Source organism: Nitrospina watsonii (assembly GCF_946900835.1).
Lineage (GTDB): Bacteria > Nitrospinota > Nitrospinia > Nitrospinales > Nitrospinaceae > Nitrospina > Nitrospina watsonii.
In genome coordinates, this window is sequence record NZ_OX336137.1 from 572,378 (window position 1) to 587,507 (window position 15,130).

At 55.5% G+C, this 15,130-nt stretch carries 15 protein-coding genes and 1 tRNA gene; 8 read left to right on the forward strand and 8 right to left on the reverse strand.

The genetic code is table 11. From position 1 onward, the window contains the following. Nucleotides 1-143: 143 nt before the first annotated feature. Nucleotides 144-1,505 carry a hypothetical protein gene (locus QML71_RS02525; protein ID WP_282010328.1) on the forward strand — a complete coding sequence of 454 codons (1,362 nt, stop codon included), beginning with the start codon at nucleotides 144-146 and terminating at the stop codon, nucleotides 1,503-1,505. Between the two features lie 366 nt (nucleotides 1,506-1,871). Here QML71_RS02525 and fliW read toward each other — a convergent pair whose 3' ends face one another. Together fliW and csrA are read right to left on the reverse strand one after the other, a co-directional pair. Then, nucleotides 1,872-2,324, reverse strand: coding sequence for a flagellar assembly protein FliW (gene fliW, locus QML71_RS02530; protein WP_282010329.1), 453 nt, complete (start codon nucleotides 2,322-2,324; stop codon nucleotides 1,872-1,874). Beyond that, a complete protein-coding gene (csrA, locus tag QML71_RS02535; RefSeq protein ID WP_282010330.1) occupies nucleotides 2,321-2,557 on the reverse strand; it encodes a carbon storage regulator CsrA in 237 nt (78 codons plus the stop codon). The genes fliW and csrA overlap by 4 nt, the downstream gene beginning before the upstream one ends. 150 nt (nucleotides 2,558-2,707) lie before the next feature. Here csrA and QML71_RS02540 point away from each other — a divergent pair. Both QML71_RS02540 and QML71_RS02545 read left to right on the forward strand, forming a co-directional pair. Continuing rightward, nucleotides 2,708-2,783 (forward strand) — tRNA-Phe (locus tag QML71_RS02540). A 278-nt stretch (nucleotides 2,784-3,061) separates the two neighbouring features. After that, entirely contained in the window at nucleotides 3,062-3,682 is a 621-nt protein-coding gene (locus tag QML71_RS02545; RefSeq protein ID WP_282010331.1) for a formylglycine-generating enzyme family protein, read from the forward strand. A gap of 63 nt (nucleotides 3,683-3,745) precedes the next feature. Here QML71_RS02545 and QML71_RS02550 read toward each other — a convergent pair whose 3' ends face one another. Beyond that, nucleotides 3,746-4,135 carry a pentapeptide repeat-containing protein gene (locus tag QML71_RS02550; protein WP_282010332.1) on the reverse strand — a complete coding sequence of 130 codons (390 nt, stop codon included), beginning with the start codon at nucleotides 4,133-4,135 and terminating at the stop codon, nucleotides 3,746-3,748. A 306-nt stretch (nucleotides 4,136-4,441) separates the two neighbouring features. Between QML71_RS02550 and QML71_RS02555 the strand changes: the two genes are divergently transcribed. Next, a complete protein-coding gene (locus QML71_RS02555; RefSeq protein WP_282010333.1) occupies nucleotides 4,442-5,140 on the forward strand; it encodes a hypothetical protein in 699 nt (232 codons plus the stop codon). 652 nt (nucleotides 5,141-5,792) lie between these two features. On the opposite strand, the gene QML71_RS02560 is transcribed toward QML71_RS02555, so the two are convergent. From QML71_RS02560 to QML71_RS02575, 4 genes are all read right to left on the reverse strand, one after another. Further along, nucleotides 5,793-6,587 (reverse strand): leucine-rich repeat domain-containing protein, encoded by a 795-nt coding sequence (locus QML71_RS02560; RefSeq protein ID WP_282010334.1) that lies wholly within the window; start codon nucleotides 6,585-6,587, stop codon nucleotides 5,793-5,795. Between the two features lie 54 nt (nucleotides 6,588-6,641). Then, entirely contained in the window at nucleotides 6,642-7,415 is a 774-nt protein-coding gene (locus tag QML71_RS02565) for a formylglycine-generating enzyme family protein (protein ID WP_282010335.1), read from the reverse strand. A gap of 101 nt (nucleotides 7,416-7,516) precedes the next feature. Continuing rightward, nucleotides 7,517-8,080, reverse strand: a complete 564-nt coding sequence (locus QML71_RS02570; RefSeq protein WP_282010336.1) for a LeuD/DmdB family oxidoreductase small subunit — start codon at nucleotides 8,078-8,080, stop codon at nucleotides 7,517-7,519. Between the two features lie 30 nt (nucleotides 8,081-8,110). After that, nucleotides 8,111-9,418, reverse strand: a complete 1,308-nt coding sequence (locus tag QML71_RS02575; RefSeq protein WP_282010337.1) for a 3-isopropylmalate dehydratase large subunit — start codon at nucleotides 9,416-9,418, stop codon at nucleotides 8,111-8,113. Nucleotides 9,419-9,727: 309 nt separating this feature from the next. On the opposite strand from QML71_RS02575, the gene QML71_RS02580 reads away from it, so the two are divergent. The 4 genes from QML71_RS02580 to QML71_RS02595 all read left to right on the forward strand — a co-directional run bounded on the left by QML71_RS02580 (nucleotide 9,728) and on the right by QML71_RS02595 (nucleotide 13,133). Next, on the forward strand, nucleotides 9,728-11,170 hold the full coding sequence (locus QML71_RS02580) for an SLC13 family permease (RefSeq protein WP_282010338.1): 1,443 nt from the start codon (nucleotides 9,728-9,730) through the stop codon (nucleotides 11,168-11,170). A 313-nt stretch (nucleotides 11,171-11,483) separates the two neighbouring features. Further along, nucleotides 11,484-11,834 carry a rhodanese-like domain-containing protein gene (locus tag QML71_RS02585; RefSeq protein ID WP_282010339.1) on the forward strand — a complete coding sequence of 117 codons (351 nt, stop codon included), beginning with the start codon at nucleotides 11,484-11,486 and terminating at the stop codon, nucleotides 11,832-11,834. Between the two features lie 457 nt (nucleotides 11,835-12,291). Further along, nucleotides 12,292-12,537, forward strand: a complete 246-nt coding sequence (locus QML71_RS02590) for a hypothetical protein (protein ID WP_282010340.1) — start codon at nucleotides 12,292-12,294, stop codon at nucleotides 12,535-12,537. A gap of 23 nt (nucleotides 12,538-12,560) precedes the next feature. Continuing rightward, complete coding sequence (locus tag QML71_RS02595; RefSeq protein WP_282010341.1) at nucleotides 12,561-13,133, forward strand: hypothetical protein; 573 nt, start codon at nucleotides 12,561-12,563, stop codon at nucleotides 13,131-13,133. A gap of 279 nt (nucleotides 13,134-13,412) precedes the next feature. Here QML71_RS02595 and QML71_RS02600 read toward each other — a convergent pair whose 3' ends face one another. Further along, entirely contained in the window at nucleotides 13,413-14,945 is a 1,533-nt protein-coding gene (locus tag QML71_RS02600; protein WP_282010342.1) for a hypothetical protein, read from the reverse strand. Nucleotides 14,946-15,130: the final 185 nt, after the last annotated feature.

Below are 15,130 nucleotides of genomic sequence, written 5' to 3' on the forward strand. Positions count from 1 at the left end.
GGTCCAAACTGTGATCCAGCTTTTGCGAATTGCGCGATTCCTTCCCTCTCGAATCGGCCTTCATCCACCGGTGGTGTTGCCTGTCGAAAGGGTGGTACAATCGGGGTGACTTCATCCCACGTTATTTTTATGGAGGCGGTTGCATGACGACACCGAAACGAATTTCCATCAGGGTTCGCCTTGCCACCGTGTTCGCGGCTGTAGCTGGAATGTTTGCGGCCGCCGTGTTGCTGCCTGGAGCGCAAGCCCACGCCGAATCGACGCCGTTCAATCAACTGGTTCTCAAGAAGCAGCATCTGGAACGCACGCACGGCATCGCCAACCTGGAATGCTTCCCGTTTCTGGAACAGATCGGGGGCGGTGCGCAGGAAGTGCAGCACATCCGGAATTGTTTGCAGGGCATGACCACCCTGGCTGCGGCGCTGGAAGAGGTGCCGGACGCGGGACTGAAACGCGTCGGCATCAGCACCCGCTTCTTGCGCACCGGCGGATTCCATACGTTGTTGGTCCAGTGGAACGCGGATCGGGCTGAGATGGTGCAGGCGCTGCGGGACCGGTTGTCGCCGGAAGAACAAAAACGGTTCATGGACCGGATTGTTGGCGTGAAGTCCACCATCCACGACAAGCTGTTCATTCGCGAGTTGTACTGCTCGCTCACCATTCCCAACGACCAGTGTTTGCAGGGCTACCGGACGTTGGCGTCGGTGGAGCCCGATCCGGCGCTGCGTCGTAAAATGTGGGCGGAGGTGGTCATCACCGACTCGGCGGGCAACAGCGAGAATCCGGAAGTCCTGTCGCTCCGCTTTGATGCGACGGCTGCGGCGATGCGGGACAGGTTGAGGGAAGACACGACGCAGACGGTGTGGAAGCTTCGGAAAAAAACCTATGAGACCATTCAGGAACGGTTTGGGGACACATTCAAGAAATTGCAACTGCCGACATTTTTCTGCGAGGTGAACCTCTCCGCGGAAGAATGTCGGCAAGGTGCGGAGCATTTTGCGGAAGCGGCGGAGAGCGCCATCCTGCAATCCAAAACCTGGGGCAAGGTGCGGGTGACGCGGCACAACACACGCATCCGCAGCGATTACGACGTGACCTTCCGCTACGATTTGTCCCCGGAGGAGATCGTTGAGGTTTTTTCGGTGAAGCCGACGAAAAAAGAAATCGAACAGCAGGTCACGCGTGCCGAGAAGCTGGAGGAGCGCACCAAGAACAATTCCACCGGTCTGCGCGCCGTGTGCGATCTGGTGGACCTCACTTCCGCCCTGTGTGTGGAGGGGTTCGAGATGTTCATCGATTTCGTGCGGGCGCACCCGGAGTTCCGTGCCGCCCGACCGTGGACGGACGTGATGTTTGTGAACGGCACGTTGCTGTCGCGCCTCAACTTTGCGATGAATTCCAATTCGCGCACGAATTATATCTACGTCGATGCCCGCAGTACTTATTCCGAATTCGAAGCCCACCTCATGAAGTTCGCCCGGAACGATGCCGCCCCGGTGCGGTGACCACGCTCCTATCTTCCGTTGCGCTGTATCATTCCCGCTGATCCTGCGCGCGAGTGCGGCAGGGTGAGACGGAAGGAAAAATCATCAAGTAGGAAGAAGGAAAAATCCCCCCAGCCCCCTTCGCAGAAGGGGGAGCCGCGCCAATCATCAGTTATGCAAAGCGATTCCCTCCTATAAAGGATACCTTTGCAAAAGTCTTTTAAAGAACGAACCCATAGATTCTTCGTCGCCAAGAGCTCCTCAGAATGACAGACCGGGGCCTGAGTTGTCATTCTGAGCGTCAGCGAAGAATCTATGTTTTGGGTTTATCCTGCTTACGCAAAGCTCCCCCTCACAGGGGACCGATCGATCTCCCGCTTATGTTTTCTAAGCGTTGCTGTTGCGGACGGATTCCGGCAAGAGGTAATGTCGCGTTTCGTAGTTGGGGTGAGTGAGGACGATCTGCTTGCACAGCCGGCGTGCTTCGTTGATGACGATGGGGGCCAGCAGGTTGGCCGTCATCTGCCGGTAATCTTCCGGAACGCGCACGATGCTGAGCACGGCCATCGCATCGTTGGTGCCGAAGGCCAGTTCCAGCTTGTCGGCGGGACTCATCTCCACCTGATAGTCGGGCACGAACAGAAACGGATTGGTGACGACGAAAGCCAGCTCGGCGTTGTGCAGCGAATGCAGCCAGTGGAGTGGGCTTTCGGTTTTGGCGTCGAAAGGCAGCAGCGCGTATTCCAACTCCATCTCGAAGCCGGACAGGCCTTGCGTGAACGTCAGAATGGATGCGGGCGGGACTTCAAACTCGCCCAGCCGTGTGGATGCGTATTTCATAGCTTGATGTTGTCCTGCAGAATCTGATGGAGGGCGGCGGGGTCGAATTGCGGAGACGCGGCGGACTGGTTTTCTTCCTTGATGCGGGCGAACACTTCTTCGCGGTAAATCTTGGTGTCGGGGGCGGCCTCAATGCCCAGGCGGATGGTCTTGCCTTTGACTTCGATCACCGTCACCGTGATGTCGTCGTTGATCTGGATGCTTTCCCCGACTTTTCGTGTCAAAACCAGCATGGCGATCCCTCTTTGGTGAACTCGGCAACCCGGTCTGAATTATAACAGAGGAATCGCGGCGGCCGGGCCAAAAGATGGCGCGGCGATTAAATTGACAGGATGGGGGGATTGTGCTAATTTCCCTGATTCTTGTGCCATCAGACACAGTGGGCCGAGGTAGCTCAGTCGGTAGAGCAGAGGACTGAAAATCCTCGTGTCGGCGGTTCGATTCCGTCCCTCGGCACCATTGATATCTGACCCCGCCTTCCCTGTATTGTAAAATACCATGCCGTTTCCTTCCCTTTGATCGTCAATGGATACTTGCGGATTCGAGATTGGGAGATTGCCTTTTTTTGATGACGAGGAATAGGATTCCCTGCATTTCTCCCGCGTTTCAATCGTGATAAGCTTTGAGGCATGATTGGCTGGACTGGCATACGGCTTGTCGCCGCGTTTCAAATTAGGGGAGGGCGTTTGCCTCTTCTGTTTGCTTTATCGTTCCTCTTTTTTACACCCGCGAAACTGTTGGCCGCCGATTCCGTCACCGCGCAGGAAACGGAACAGGTGCTCGAGGGCATGACGTTGATTCCCGCCGGACCCTTCACCGCCGGGCCGCCGGATGCGCCGCGCACGATGCACCTCGACGCGTTTTACATCGATACCCACGAAGTGACGCAGCGCGAGTACGAAACGGTCACGGGACGCAATCCCTCCTTCTTTAAAGACCCCGACCGTCCGGTGGAAAAGGTGGACTGGTTCGAAGCCCGCGATTACTGCAAACAGATTGGACGCCGCCTGCCGACGGACTGGGAATGGGAAAAGGCGGCGAAGGCGGGTACGAAAACTTCCTATTACTGGGGCGATGCGCCTGCGGCCGATCACGCCTGGTACAAAGACAACGCAAACAAGCAGACGCACCCCGTCGGGCAAAAAACACCGAACGCCTTCGGCCTGTACGACATGGCGGGCAATGTGTGGGAATGGACGGCGAGCGATCATGAAAACGGCGGCAAAGTCCAGCGCGGCGGTTCCTGGCGCAACGGCGAAGAAACATTGCAGAGCGCGTACCGCATCCTCAGCCTGCCGCATTACCAGTACCATTATGTTGGTTTCCGTTGTGCAGACTCTGTGAAGCCACGCCGCTGATACAATTATCCGGATTTTAATTGTGCAGGCAGGGATGCGGGAGATGTCAGCGTTGTGCGTGCTTCAGACGCTCATGCGTGGTGGCAGTTTGGTGGTGCCGGAATCGATGCGGGCGGTTTTCAATTGCGCCTGAGTCAGGTTCTTGGCGCGACTCAGGTCCACGCTGCGGAATTGTGCGCCGGTGAGATCGGCTTTGGTGAAGTCGGTGTTGGCGAGGACGGCGTGATCGAATTTGACGTTTGTCAGCTTGGTGCCGGTGAGGTTGGCGCCATTGAGATTGCTCTCGCTCAGGTTGGCTGCGGCCAGATCGGCATGCGACAGGTTGGCGCCGCGCAGGTTGGCGCGGGTCAGGTTGGCCCCGCTGAGCTTTTGCCAGGACAGGTCGGCGCGGATCAGGTTGCGCTTGCCTTTTTCCGCCCGCGTCCGGTCGGATTGAGTCTGGGTCTTAGCCATCGATGGTTCCCCCCTTCTCGAATGGGCAGGTCCGACACCGGTCAGTTCGACCGCTGATTTCATCCGTATGTGTATCGGACGAGTTTAGTTTCAACTGAGACGATCTTATTTGCAAGGCATTTTCGGGAACCCAATATGAATGCCTTTCCTTGTATTTGACCTGTTTGCATGAACGGGTGTCTTTAGCGTTTGACTTTGCCCAGGCAGACCCTTATTTTTTGATTGTTTTATCGGCTCTGGGCCGTTTTTTGAAATTGCATCCGCCTTGGGGCATTCCAAATGAATCCGTTGCAGGAGGAGGGGAATATGAAACAACCTGGAGGGAAATCAATGTGGCGGGGCACCGGGACTGCCGTGCTGACGATGGTATTTTTTTTGGCAATGGCGTCACCCGGCCAATCGGCGGTTTTGGGCGTCGGTGTTACAGGCAAGGCGGGCACCACGGGGCTCGGCGTGGATTTGACGCTGCCGCTCATCACCAACTGGGTCAACCTGCGTCTCGGTTACAACAACCTGTCCTACTTCTCGACGTCGATCGATGATCTGGGCGGCGTCGATTACCAGGCCGATCTGGAATTTCAGGATGCGCCGCTGTTCATCGATGTCCACCCCTTTCACGGCAATTTCCGGGTGACCGGTGGGGTGTTCTGGCTGGATCACGATGCGATTCTGACGGCCTCGGGACAGAACATCAGGGTGGGCAACAATACGTATAATGCCACCTTCCGTGCCGACATCCAGCACGGGCAGGATTTCGGCCCCTACCTCGGTATCGGCTGGGGCAACGCGGCGGATGACAACTTCCTCGACCTGCCGGTGGCGATCGGTTTTTCCATGGATCTCGGCGTGATCTATGTGGGGGATTCGGAGGTCAGCCTCACGCAGGTCAGCGGGTCGTCCATCTCCCAATCGGACCTGGATCGTGAGGCGCGGCAGTTGGAGGACGATCTCAGCGATGTGCCGTTTTATCCCGTCTTCACCATCGGCCTCCACATCCGCTTCTGACTCCACCGCGTGGACCGCGCCTGGCGCGGAGTGAATGGGCCGATGGCTACTGCCCGGTGGTGACGGCGATGATCTGTGGGCGCAATTCAGAATTCGTTTGCGTTTCCTCCGGGTGTAACCCGGCCACCGCGTGGACCGCGCCTGGCGCGGAGCAAATGGGCCGATGGCTACTGCCCGGTGGTGACGGCGATGATCTGTGGGCGCAATTCAGGATTCGTTTGCGTTTCCTCCAGGTGTAACCCGGCCACCGCGTGGACCGCGCCTGGCGCGGAGCAAATGGGCCGATGGCTACTGCCCGGTGGTGACGGCGATGATCTGTGGGCGCAATTCAGAATTCGTTTGCGTTTCCTCCGGGTGTAACCCGGCCACCGCGTGGACCGCGCCTGGCGCGGAGTGAATGGGCGGATGCCCGGTGGGTGAACTGGGGGTCCGGGAGGACGCTTTGGATAGCAAAACATAGATTCTTCGCTGGCGCTCAGAATGACAATTCAGGTTGCGTTGTCATTCTGAGGAGCCGCAGGCGACGAAGAATCTATGGGTTTATTTTAGTGGTAGGGGTCACGGCGAGGGCCTGTACGTGCGAATGCAAAAAGCCCTTCCCTTGAGAAAGGGAAGGGCTTTTTTTATTATCTTGTCTGCGGATCTGATGCCTTTAATGGATCGCCAGGTATTTCAGGTTGGGCAGGCCCGGCGACTCCGTCAGCCGATTGGAGGTGTCGATGTCGATGGAGTTCGCCGTCAATTCCAGATGCTCCAGGTTCTTGAGGTACTCGGAATTGAGCAGCGCCTCCGCGCCCTTGGGACCGATCTGGTTGCGGTACAGGTCGAGGTGCTTGAGGTTGGCCAGTTTCGGCGAATTGGCGATGGCGATGGCGCCTTCATCGGTGATCTTGTTTTTGCTGAGATCGAGCAGGGTCAATGAATCCGCCAGGGAAGAGTTGACCAGCATTTTCACCCCTTCGTCGCTCAACTGGTTTTCCATCAGGTTGAGTTCCGTCAGGTTTTGAAAGTTGCGAGACTCAACCAGCAGGCGCGTGCCTTCGGTCGTGACCTTGTTGTCCCACAGCGACAGCTTCTCCAGGTTTTTAAACGTTTCCGAACTGGCCAGAATCTGCACACCTTCATCACCCAGGTCGTTCGACTTCAAGGCGAGCGTGCGCACGTTCTGCGCTTTCGGCGTTTCCGCGAGGATGCGTAGGCCTTTCACGCCGAGGTGCGAGTTGTTGAGGTTGATGCCGGTGCCCGCCGCGTCGGTGTGTTCCAGGATGTGCTGGGGGATGTTTTCCGGCGGGCCGGTGCGCAGTCCGTAACCGTGATGGCCGCCCTTGCCTTTTTTGCCGTAGCCGTAGGAGCCGTAACCGTGTGACGATTTGCCTGAGGAGCAGCCCGCGAGCACGAACAGGGTGATCAAAACAAGCAGGGCCGGATAATTCTTAAATGATTTCATCGTGATCTTTCCTTGTTGTGAGTCCTGGTTAGGGTCTCTTCCGCACCGGGTGCGTCAACGCGCACACCGAAACCCGATATAATTCTGTCGCTGATCCGGGGTCAGTTTACCGCGAACCGCCGTACGCGCCAAATCCATATTGGAAAACCAGGAGCCGCCGCGCATGACGCGGAAGGTTTGCCCGTATAAATCGTTGCCGGTCATATTGCCGGGATAGGGCTGGTACCAGTCGGCGGTCCATTCCCACACATTGCCCGCCATATCGAAGGCGCCGTAAGGGCTTTTGTTCCGCGGGAAACTCCCCCCGGGCGCGGTGTAGCGGAAACCGTCTTTCGTGCCACGCACATTGGCGAATGTTTCGACCGGGTCGCGGCCCCAGGGGTAATGGCGGCGATCGGTGCCGCGTGCGGCCTTTTCCCATTCCGCTTCCGTAGGCAGGCGTTTGCCCGCCCACTGGCAGAAATCGTGGGCGTCCTGCCAGTTCACGCCGACCACCGGTTGCGTGGGCTGGTTGAATTTTTTCTCGTCCATGTATTTGGGTGCGACGTGTCCCGTGGTCTGCATGAAGGTCTGGTAGGCCTGTATCGTGACTTCGTGTTTGTCGATTTCGTAGGCTTCGAGATGAACGGTGTGGGCGGGCGTTTCGTCCCGGTAATAGTCGAGGGATTCGGAAAAAAAGGTTTTGGCGGCCCACTGGATGTCTTCCTCGGAACTGCCCATGGTGAAGTCCCCGGTGGGGACGGAAACCATGTCGGAAGCCTCCCGCGCCGTGGCCGAGGCGCAGGCGGAAACCAGCCCGCCGAGCAGCAGGCCCAGAAGCAGACGCATGCCGGCGCGCCATAGCAATGGGAGGCCATCTTGCCGCGTATGCGCTGCCTGAACCTGCGGGGCCATATCGGTTCCCGTTATGAAGGGGGTTGGTGGACCGGTCAGTTGCTCTGGATCAGACCGGATTTCCGGGCGTATTCGAAAATGTTTCCGGCCTCGATGATGTCGATGACATCGCCCAGCGGTTGCAACGGGTGCGTCACGTTTTGTGTGGTGTTGGTCAGTGTGCTGGTCTCCAGATCGATTTCCAGCTCGTCACCGGTCTGCACCTTGTCGGTCAGCGGGTCTTTGGTTTCGAGCGGAATGAAGAAGCCGCCGTCCACCGAGTTGCGGTAGAAGATGCGGGCGTAGGATTCCGCAATCACCGCCTGCACGCCGGCGATCTCCATGCACGCCGGAGCGTGTTCGCGTGACGAACCGCAACCGAAGTTCTTGCCGCCGATGACGATGGTGTACGGCGACTGGTAGCCGTCTTCGACGAACGGTTTGTTGCCTTGCGGCAGCCCCGCCGCCTCCGCGGGCACGCCGGACAGCGCAAACTTGCCGTAATTCTTGCTTTCTTCCGGATCACTCAGGCTGTACACCAGGTGCTGCGCCGGGATGATCTGGTCGGTGTCGATGTTGTTGCCGAGGACGTAAGCCCGTCCCGAGATTTTCTTTTTCATATAATGAGGCTCCAAAGGCCGGCCGGCGGATTAAACCGCCGCGGCCATGAATTCACGGGGATCGGTGACCCGTCCGGTGAGGGCCGAGGCCGCCGCCGTGTACGGGGACGCCAGGAAAACCGAAGACTGCTTCGATCCCATGCGGCCTGGGAAGTTGCGGTTGGTGGTGGAGATCACCACTTCCGAGCCCTGGGTGCGGCCGAAGGTGTCCGCCGGACCGCCCAGGCAGGCTGCGCAGGAAGGCTCGCCGATGTGGCAGCCCGCTTCCTCGAAAATCTGCATGACCGTCTTGCCGTCGATCTTGTGGGTGTTCAATTCCTGTTCCACTTCCATGGTGGCCGGAACGATGAAGGTGCCGATCTTGACCTTCTCGCCTTTCAGGATCTCCGCCGCGGCGATGAAATCGGTCAGCTTGCCGCCGGTGCAGGACCCGATGTAGGCGCGGTCGAGCTTGACGTCGGAGCACTCGCGGGCCAGCGCCCGGTTGTCCGGCGAATGCGGTTTGGCCACCACCGGTTCCATCTTGTCGGCGTCGTACACCTTGTGGAAGAAGGTGTTCGCGTCGGCGTCGCCGTGGACCACGTTGTACGGTTTCTTGTTGCGCGTCTCCAGGTAGTCGAACGTGGTCTGGTCGGCCTCGATGACGGCGTTTTTGCCGCCGGCCTCGATGGCCATGTTGCACAGTGTCATGCGCTCTTCCATGGAGAGGCTCATCACCGCGTCGCCCGCCCATTCCATGGTGCGGTAGGTGGCGCCGTCGCAGCCGATGTCGCCGATCACCTGCAACAGGATGTCCTTCGCCATGAGGTAAGGCGGGAACTGGCCGCGGAACTCGAAGCGCATGGTCTCCGGCACTTTCACCCACAGCTTGCCGGTGCCCAGGATGAAGGCCGCGTCGGTGTTGCCGATGCCGGTGGAGAACATGCCGAACGCGCCCGAGGTGCAGGTGTGCGAGTCGGTGCCGAACAGCACCTCGCCCGGCCGGTTGTGGCCTTCCTGCGCCAGCGCCACGTGGCAGACGCCCTTGTAGTTGTCGGTGCCGACGTCGTAATAATAAGGAAGATCCTGCTCCTTGGCAAAGGCGCGGATGATGTCCACATTGCGGTTGGCGTGCGGATCGGACGTGAATATATAGTGGTCCGGAATGATGACCACTTTTTCGCGGTCCCAGACCTTGGCGGTGTCGCCGAATTGTTTTTTGAAGATGCCGATGGTGCCCGGACCGCACACGTCGTGCGTCATCAGGACATCCACATCCACCCACACGTTGTCGCCCGGTTTTACCGAGGCTTTGCCCGAGTGCGCGGCGATGATTTTTTCAGTGATGGTCATTCCCATTAGTGCGTTCTCCGGCGGGAGCGGTTTGAAGCTTCCAATTGTATGATTTGTTGACTAAAAACGGTGTACTCACCTTACCATTTATACCCGAATTTCCGGAACAAAAAAAGTGCGTTGCGCTCCCGCTTTGCAGGGCATTCATGAGTATGCCGGAGCCGGCCCGGGCTCAGCCGGGTTTTCCTCCATGGCGGGCCGACCCCTACGGGTCACGGACCGCGCCCATGGGAATCCTGTTGAATCGACCCGGTATTTCTTGTAGGTTAGATTGATTTGCCTTTTCTCATTGAATTTTAAAATCTTATACGCCGCGTGAACGAATCGCCCAAAATTTTCATCGACCGCCGTCCGTTGTGGATCGTGGCCTTCGACCGCCTGCGCCGTGGCATCGTGGTGGCGATTCTATTCGCCCTGTTTGTCGTGTTTCTCAATCAGGACGCGCCCGCGGGGCTGACCCCCGAAGCCTACAAGGTGCTGTGCCTGTTCGGGTTGTGCGTCGCGTTGTGGTCCTCCAACGTGATCCCGCTCTCCGTGACCAGCCTGTTCGTCATCGGCGCGGTGCCGCTTTTGGACATTATGGACGCGTCGCAGGTGTACGCGTTTTTCGGCAACAAGGCGGTGTTCTTCATTCTGGGCGCGTTCATTTTGTCGGGCTCGATGATCGCCTGCGGTCTCAGCGTGCGCCTGTCGTTGTGGGTGATCGAGAACTGGGGGCACGATCCGCGCAAGCTGATGGCGTCCATCTACCTGCTGGGCGCGGTCGGGTCCTGCTTCATGTCCGAGCACGCCGTGGCGGCGATGTTGTTCCCCATTGTGACGGAAATCGTTTCCGCGTTGCAACTCGCGCCGGGCCGGTCGCAGTACGGCAAGATGCTGTACTTCGCGCTGGGCTGGGGCTGCATCATCGGCGGCGCCACCACCGTGCTGGGCGGCGGTCGCGTGCCGCTGGCGGTGGAGATGCTGGAGAAAGGCACAGAGAACGAACACACGTTAGGCATCCTGCAATACTCCGTGCTGTCGTTCCCGGTGATCCCGGTGCTCCTGATCTGCGGCTGGGTGGTGCTCGGGTTCCTGTTCAAGGCGGAAGCGGTGGACGTGACCCCGGCCCTGGACACGCTGGAACGCAAAGCGCTCGGCCTCGGCAAGATTTCATACAAGGAAATGGGCGTCGGCGCGGTGATGGCCGTCACCCTGTTCTTCTGGTTTGCTTTTGGCGACACCTTCGGCATCGCCAACATCGCCATCATGGCCATCGTCGCCCTGTTCGTGCTGAACCTCATCACCTGGCAAGCGGTGGAGCCGCACGTCAACTGGGCCATCATCCTGATGTACGGCGGCGCCATCTGCCTGGGCGAAGTCATGGCCGAGTCCGGCGCCGCGCTGTGGCTGGCCGAACAATTGTTCCACGGCTGGATCCAGTCGCCGACCGCGTTTTTGCTGATCCTCGCCATGCTTTCGGTTTTGTTCACCACCTTCATGAGCAACAGCGCCGTCATCGCCATCCTGCTGCCGCCCGCGCTCACTCTATGCCAGACCTACGAGATCAGTCCCGTGGTGGCGACGATGACGGTGATCCTGCCCAGCAACTTCGCGTTCATCCTGCCCATCGCCACGCCCGCCTCGGCGCTGGCGTATTCCTCCCGTTATATTCCGCTCGGCGACATGGTGAGGGCCGGGCTGTTGCTCAGCGCCCTCGGCATGGGCTGCTACCTGCTTCTGCTGTGGGGATACTGGCCGTTGATCGGGTTCGTGTGAGGGAAAAAGAGAGAAGGCAGGCCAAGGAGACCGGGAGGGGTGGCCAACCTTGGAAGACACAGAGTGCCTCACTTCCTGCCTTCAAATTCTTTTTAAACTGGACAAGATAGCTTCGTTTCGGCACACTACTTACTGCAAAAAGGGTGTCATCCCCATTCGGATGCGCAGTATATTCAAAATGTGAATAGTTGTCATTAAAATTAGCGAATGACATGGCCTCCCCTTTTTGGTGGTGTTACATTGAGAATGCGCAGAAGGCCTCGCTACCCTCTCTTATCGAAACAGGTGGGAGCAACTTTATAAGGAGCCGCCTATGGATGCCGAATCGCAAGACGTTTTGCCCATGTCGCCGGGGGAGTTGAAGAAGCGGATGGACAAGGGCGAGGTCGAGTGCCTGCTCGATGTGCGGGAGGACTGGGAGCATTCGTTGTCGGCGTTGCCGGATTCCATCCACATTCCGCTGGGCGAGTTGATCGACCGCTTTCAGGAACTGGCGTTCGAGGAAGAAATCGTCGTGTACTGCCATTTCGGCGAGCGTTCGTTCCGCGCCGGGAAGATCCTCAAAGAGTCCGGCGTGAATACCGTGTACAACCTCATCGGCGGCATCGACGCCTACTCGCAGATCGCCGATCCCTCCATCCCGCGTTACCGCTCCCAGATCTAGCTCCTCTACGAGGAGGGGAAACGGGGTAATTCCTTTCTGGCAGGCGATGGTCCGTGGGCCCAATTTCAGATTTTCATTTCATTACTGCCGGACGCGAAAAACTTGATTGCTTCCCGGCGATCGAACGAGGGTCCGAGGACCCAGTTCCGTATCCTCTACCATTTCGATTTCATCCCATTGCTTCAAACGTTATTATGTGTTCCACCCGTGGGGGCACTCACCGAGTGACGTTTGGAACATTTCGGTGGCGGGGGTGGTTCCCCCTTGTAAGGGGGCTAGGGGGTTCTTCCTTATTAGTTCCTTTTATTTCCTTCTCCCCGGGTGGGAGCACTCCCGGAGTGACAGGCCAGGATGAGGGGGATAAATAGAATCCCTCCCCTTTTCAAGGGGAGGGCGGGGAGGGGTTACTAATGATTCCTCATTCTTGGGCAGGTGAATTTTTTAATGGCAGGAGACGATGATCAACAAAGATGGAATGAAAGTGACTGACAACCCGAAGGAAGTGCGCGAGGAATTGCTGCGCGGCACCGGCGCGGTGATGGCCGACGGCGTCGCCATGTACATGGAGAACAGCAACGTGCGCGACAAGCAGATCGTCGTCGCCCGCTCGCCGGAAGGCGACCAACCCCTCACCAAAAAACACTACGACCCCGCCGTCTTCGACCAGGCCTGGCTCCAATTCAAGGAATGGAAACGGGGTTAGTGTAGAAGAATTGAGCTTTGAACATGAGCACTATTGATCTGAATCAATGGCAACAACTTGAATATCATGATCCAGAGTTTGTCTTAAAGCGTCTTAGGGAAATCGAATTTAAATACCAGGACTATGAAATCGATCCCAAAATCAGAAATTTAAGAACCAATAGGCTGAGGCCGCACCGAGAAGGAAGGCAAGCTGCCTTATTTTGTTATGGAATGGGAATCTTAAAAGGAAGAAAAGTTTGGTTTGCTCCATTTGAGGCATCTGATTATGATTTCATAGCCTTATGCGAAGACAAAGGAACGGCTTGTTATGTCCCTATTCAATTAAAGGAGTTAGTTCCTGAATCAGCAAACCCCAATGCAGAGCTAAATGAACTTATTGGCAATTTACGGAAATATAATTCCCCTCAATTAACCGTTGCCATTTATTTAAATAGGACAACAAGAATAAAGTTTGAAAAACTGGAATGTGAAAATTTGAATTTAGCAGAAATATGGTTGTTTGGATCAAACACTCCTGATCAAACAAGCTGGTTGTTATATGGTGATCTTTTAACCAATCCAATTCCAACCGAGTTTGTATACCCTGAGCCATAATATCTTTACTGATTTGTGGTGGTTCCCAAGTATACCTCAATGGCTTCGCGCAAGCGTTTTTCCAGTGTGTCCATGGACTTGGCCTGGGTGTGACAGCCGGGGAGTTCCAGAACAGACGCGACGAAGTACCCCTCCGCGTCGCGCTCCACGATGGATTGTATTCCCGCGCCTGCCCAGAGCTTTTATGTTGGATGGTCTTTTTCATACCCGCGAAGGACAGCACAAAACGGTGTCCCTGCCCAACAGGGGCCACTGTCAGCCGAAAACCAGCACAGATCATTATTCTCCCGTTGCCTTCGGACTCCCCTCCATAGGAAGTTCAACCGGCATTTCCTCACCTTGGATAGTATCCAAAGCTGATTCTTCCTTGATTGGGAAAGGCCAAACTTCTTCGGTACGTCTTTCTTCTTCAGGGCTTGAGTCTTGAGTTTCTTCTATTTTTGGTTGCTCTTGCACCTTGCCTTGTTCGGTAGGTTGTTCAGACTCCTTTTCCATTTTGGGAGGAGGTGCGATCCAGTTTTGTAGACGTTGCCCCACCTGGTCGTAAAAATCCTCTACCGTTTTTTCAAACTCTTCGATAAAAGTTTTCTGGCCTGCAAATTTTCCTACAAGGTCGCGGACTAAAATTACTTCAAAGCCTTGAAGGATGTGTGAAGGGTGATCTTTTGCGAGCAAATCAGGGTCGTTTTTTAGTTTGGAAAGTTCTTCTTGGGTGTTCGAAACCCTTCCGGGCCATGAAGCTTTAACAAATATTTCGTTTGAATTCTCATCGGGTAATTGCTTCAAGATCCAATTTACTTTGGAACGATTTTGTTTTTTATCTTTGGGTGCATCCACTTTCATGCTGCACGCAACGGTCCGTTTGCCTACGTCGACCACAACCTGCATAGGAGAAGCGGTATCGGGGATTTCCAATTCAGACAGCAGTCGATGATTTTTGACAAGCTCCTGACAGTCATCCGCCAATCTTTGCCCGGGGTCACTTTTGTGGGAACGTGATAATTTTATTGCTACATAGCATTTCAGGTCCTCACTTAGTTTGAGGCAAAGGTCTCTTTGTTCCTGATGCCAGGCCGCAACGGACTTTTCCACATCTTCTGAGTTCTTATTAAGTTGTGCTCCACTTTTGATTTTGGATACGATGTCCTTCCATTCCGAATTCATTCGATCAAAGCTGGAAATGCCGATGCTGGGATGGTCTAAATATCTAACAGCTTCCTGTAGAATGTATTTTTGTTCTTCGGATTTAAAGTTATCATCTCCAAGCAATAACTTTGCCTGAGTCAAAGCGTACATCCAGGACCAATGATAAACATCAATTCCAGAAGTAGCCTTTTTGCTCATTTTTAAAGGGTGGTGCGTTGGAAGGGCGGCAAACTGATTAGAAATAGTAATTACGGCATCAATGCCATTGAGCTTGGCTAATTGACAATATTTAGAAATTTGATCTTCATTTAATTCATTGTTTCCAATTTTTGCTTCAATAAGGGCGGACCAAACTTTTTTTCCGGGGTTGAAGATTAGGAAACCATCGGGACGGAGGTTTTCGGTGCCTATTTTCTTTTTACAAACCACTTCTGTAAAACAATCAAGTTTTGCCCTTGTTCCATAACGGTGCCCCAGAGAACCCAATAAAACCATTGCAAGTTCATCTACGGTCATAAGAGTTGAGAGCAAAACAGAAACAACCTGCTCTTCTTTTCTGAGGTCTTTGATTACCGGAATCAACCGAGCTTTGGTTCCCCTTTCCAAACATTCAGGAAGGTTGTTTTCAACATTGGCGCTTTGTTTAAGATTCGATTTTGTCCCCATTGTGCCCTCCCCATCGTTTAAGCGCAGATTAAAATCTATTTTACCTGCGCTTAAAATTTTGGTTCCGAAATTTATGCTATTCCAAAATTTATAGGTGAAATTACTGGAATATTCAAGTTTTCCGATAGGAGAGAAGCCTTGAAAGCCAATAAACCAATTAGATAAATAAATTGAGTTTTATAAAT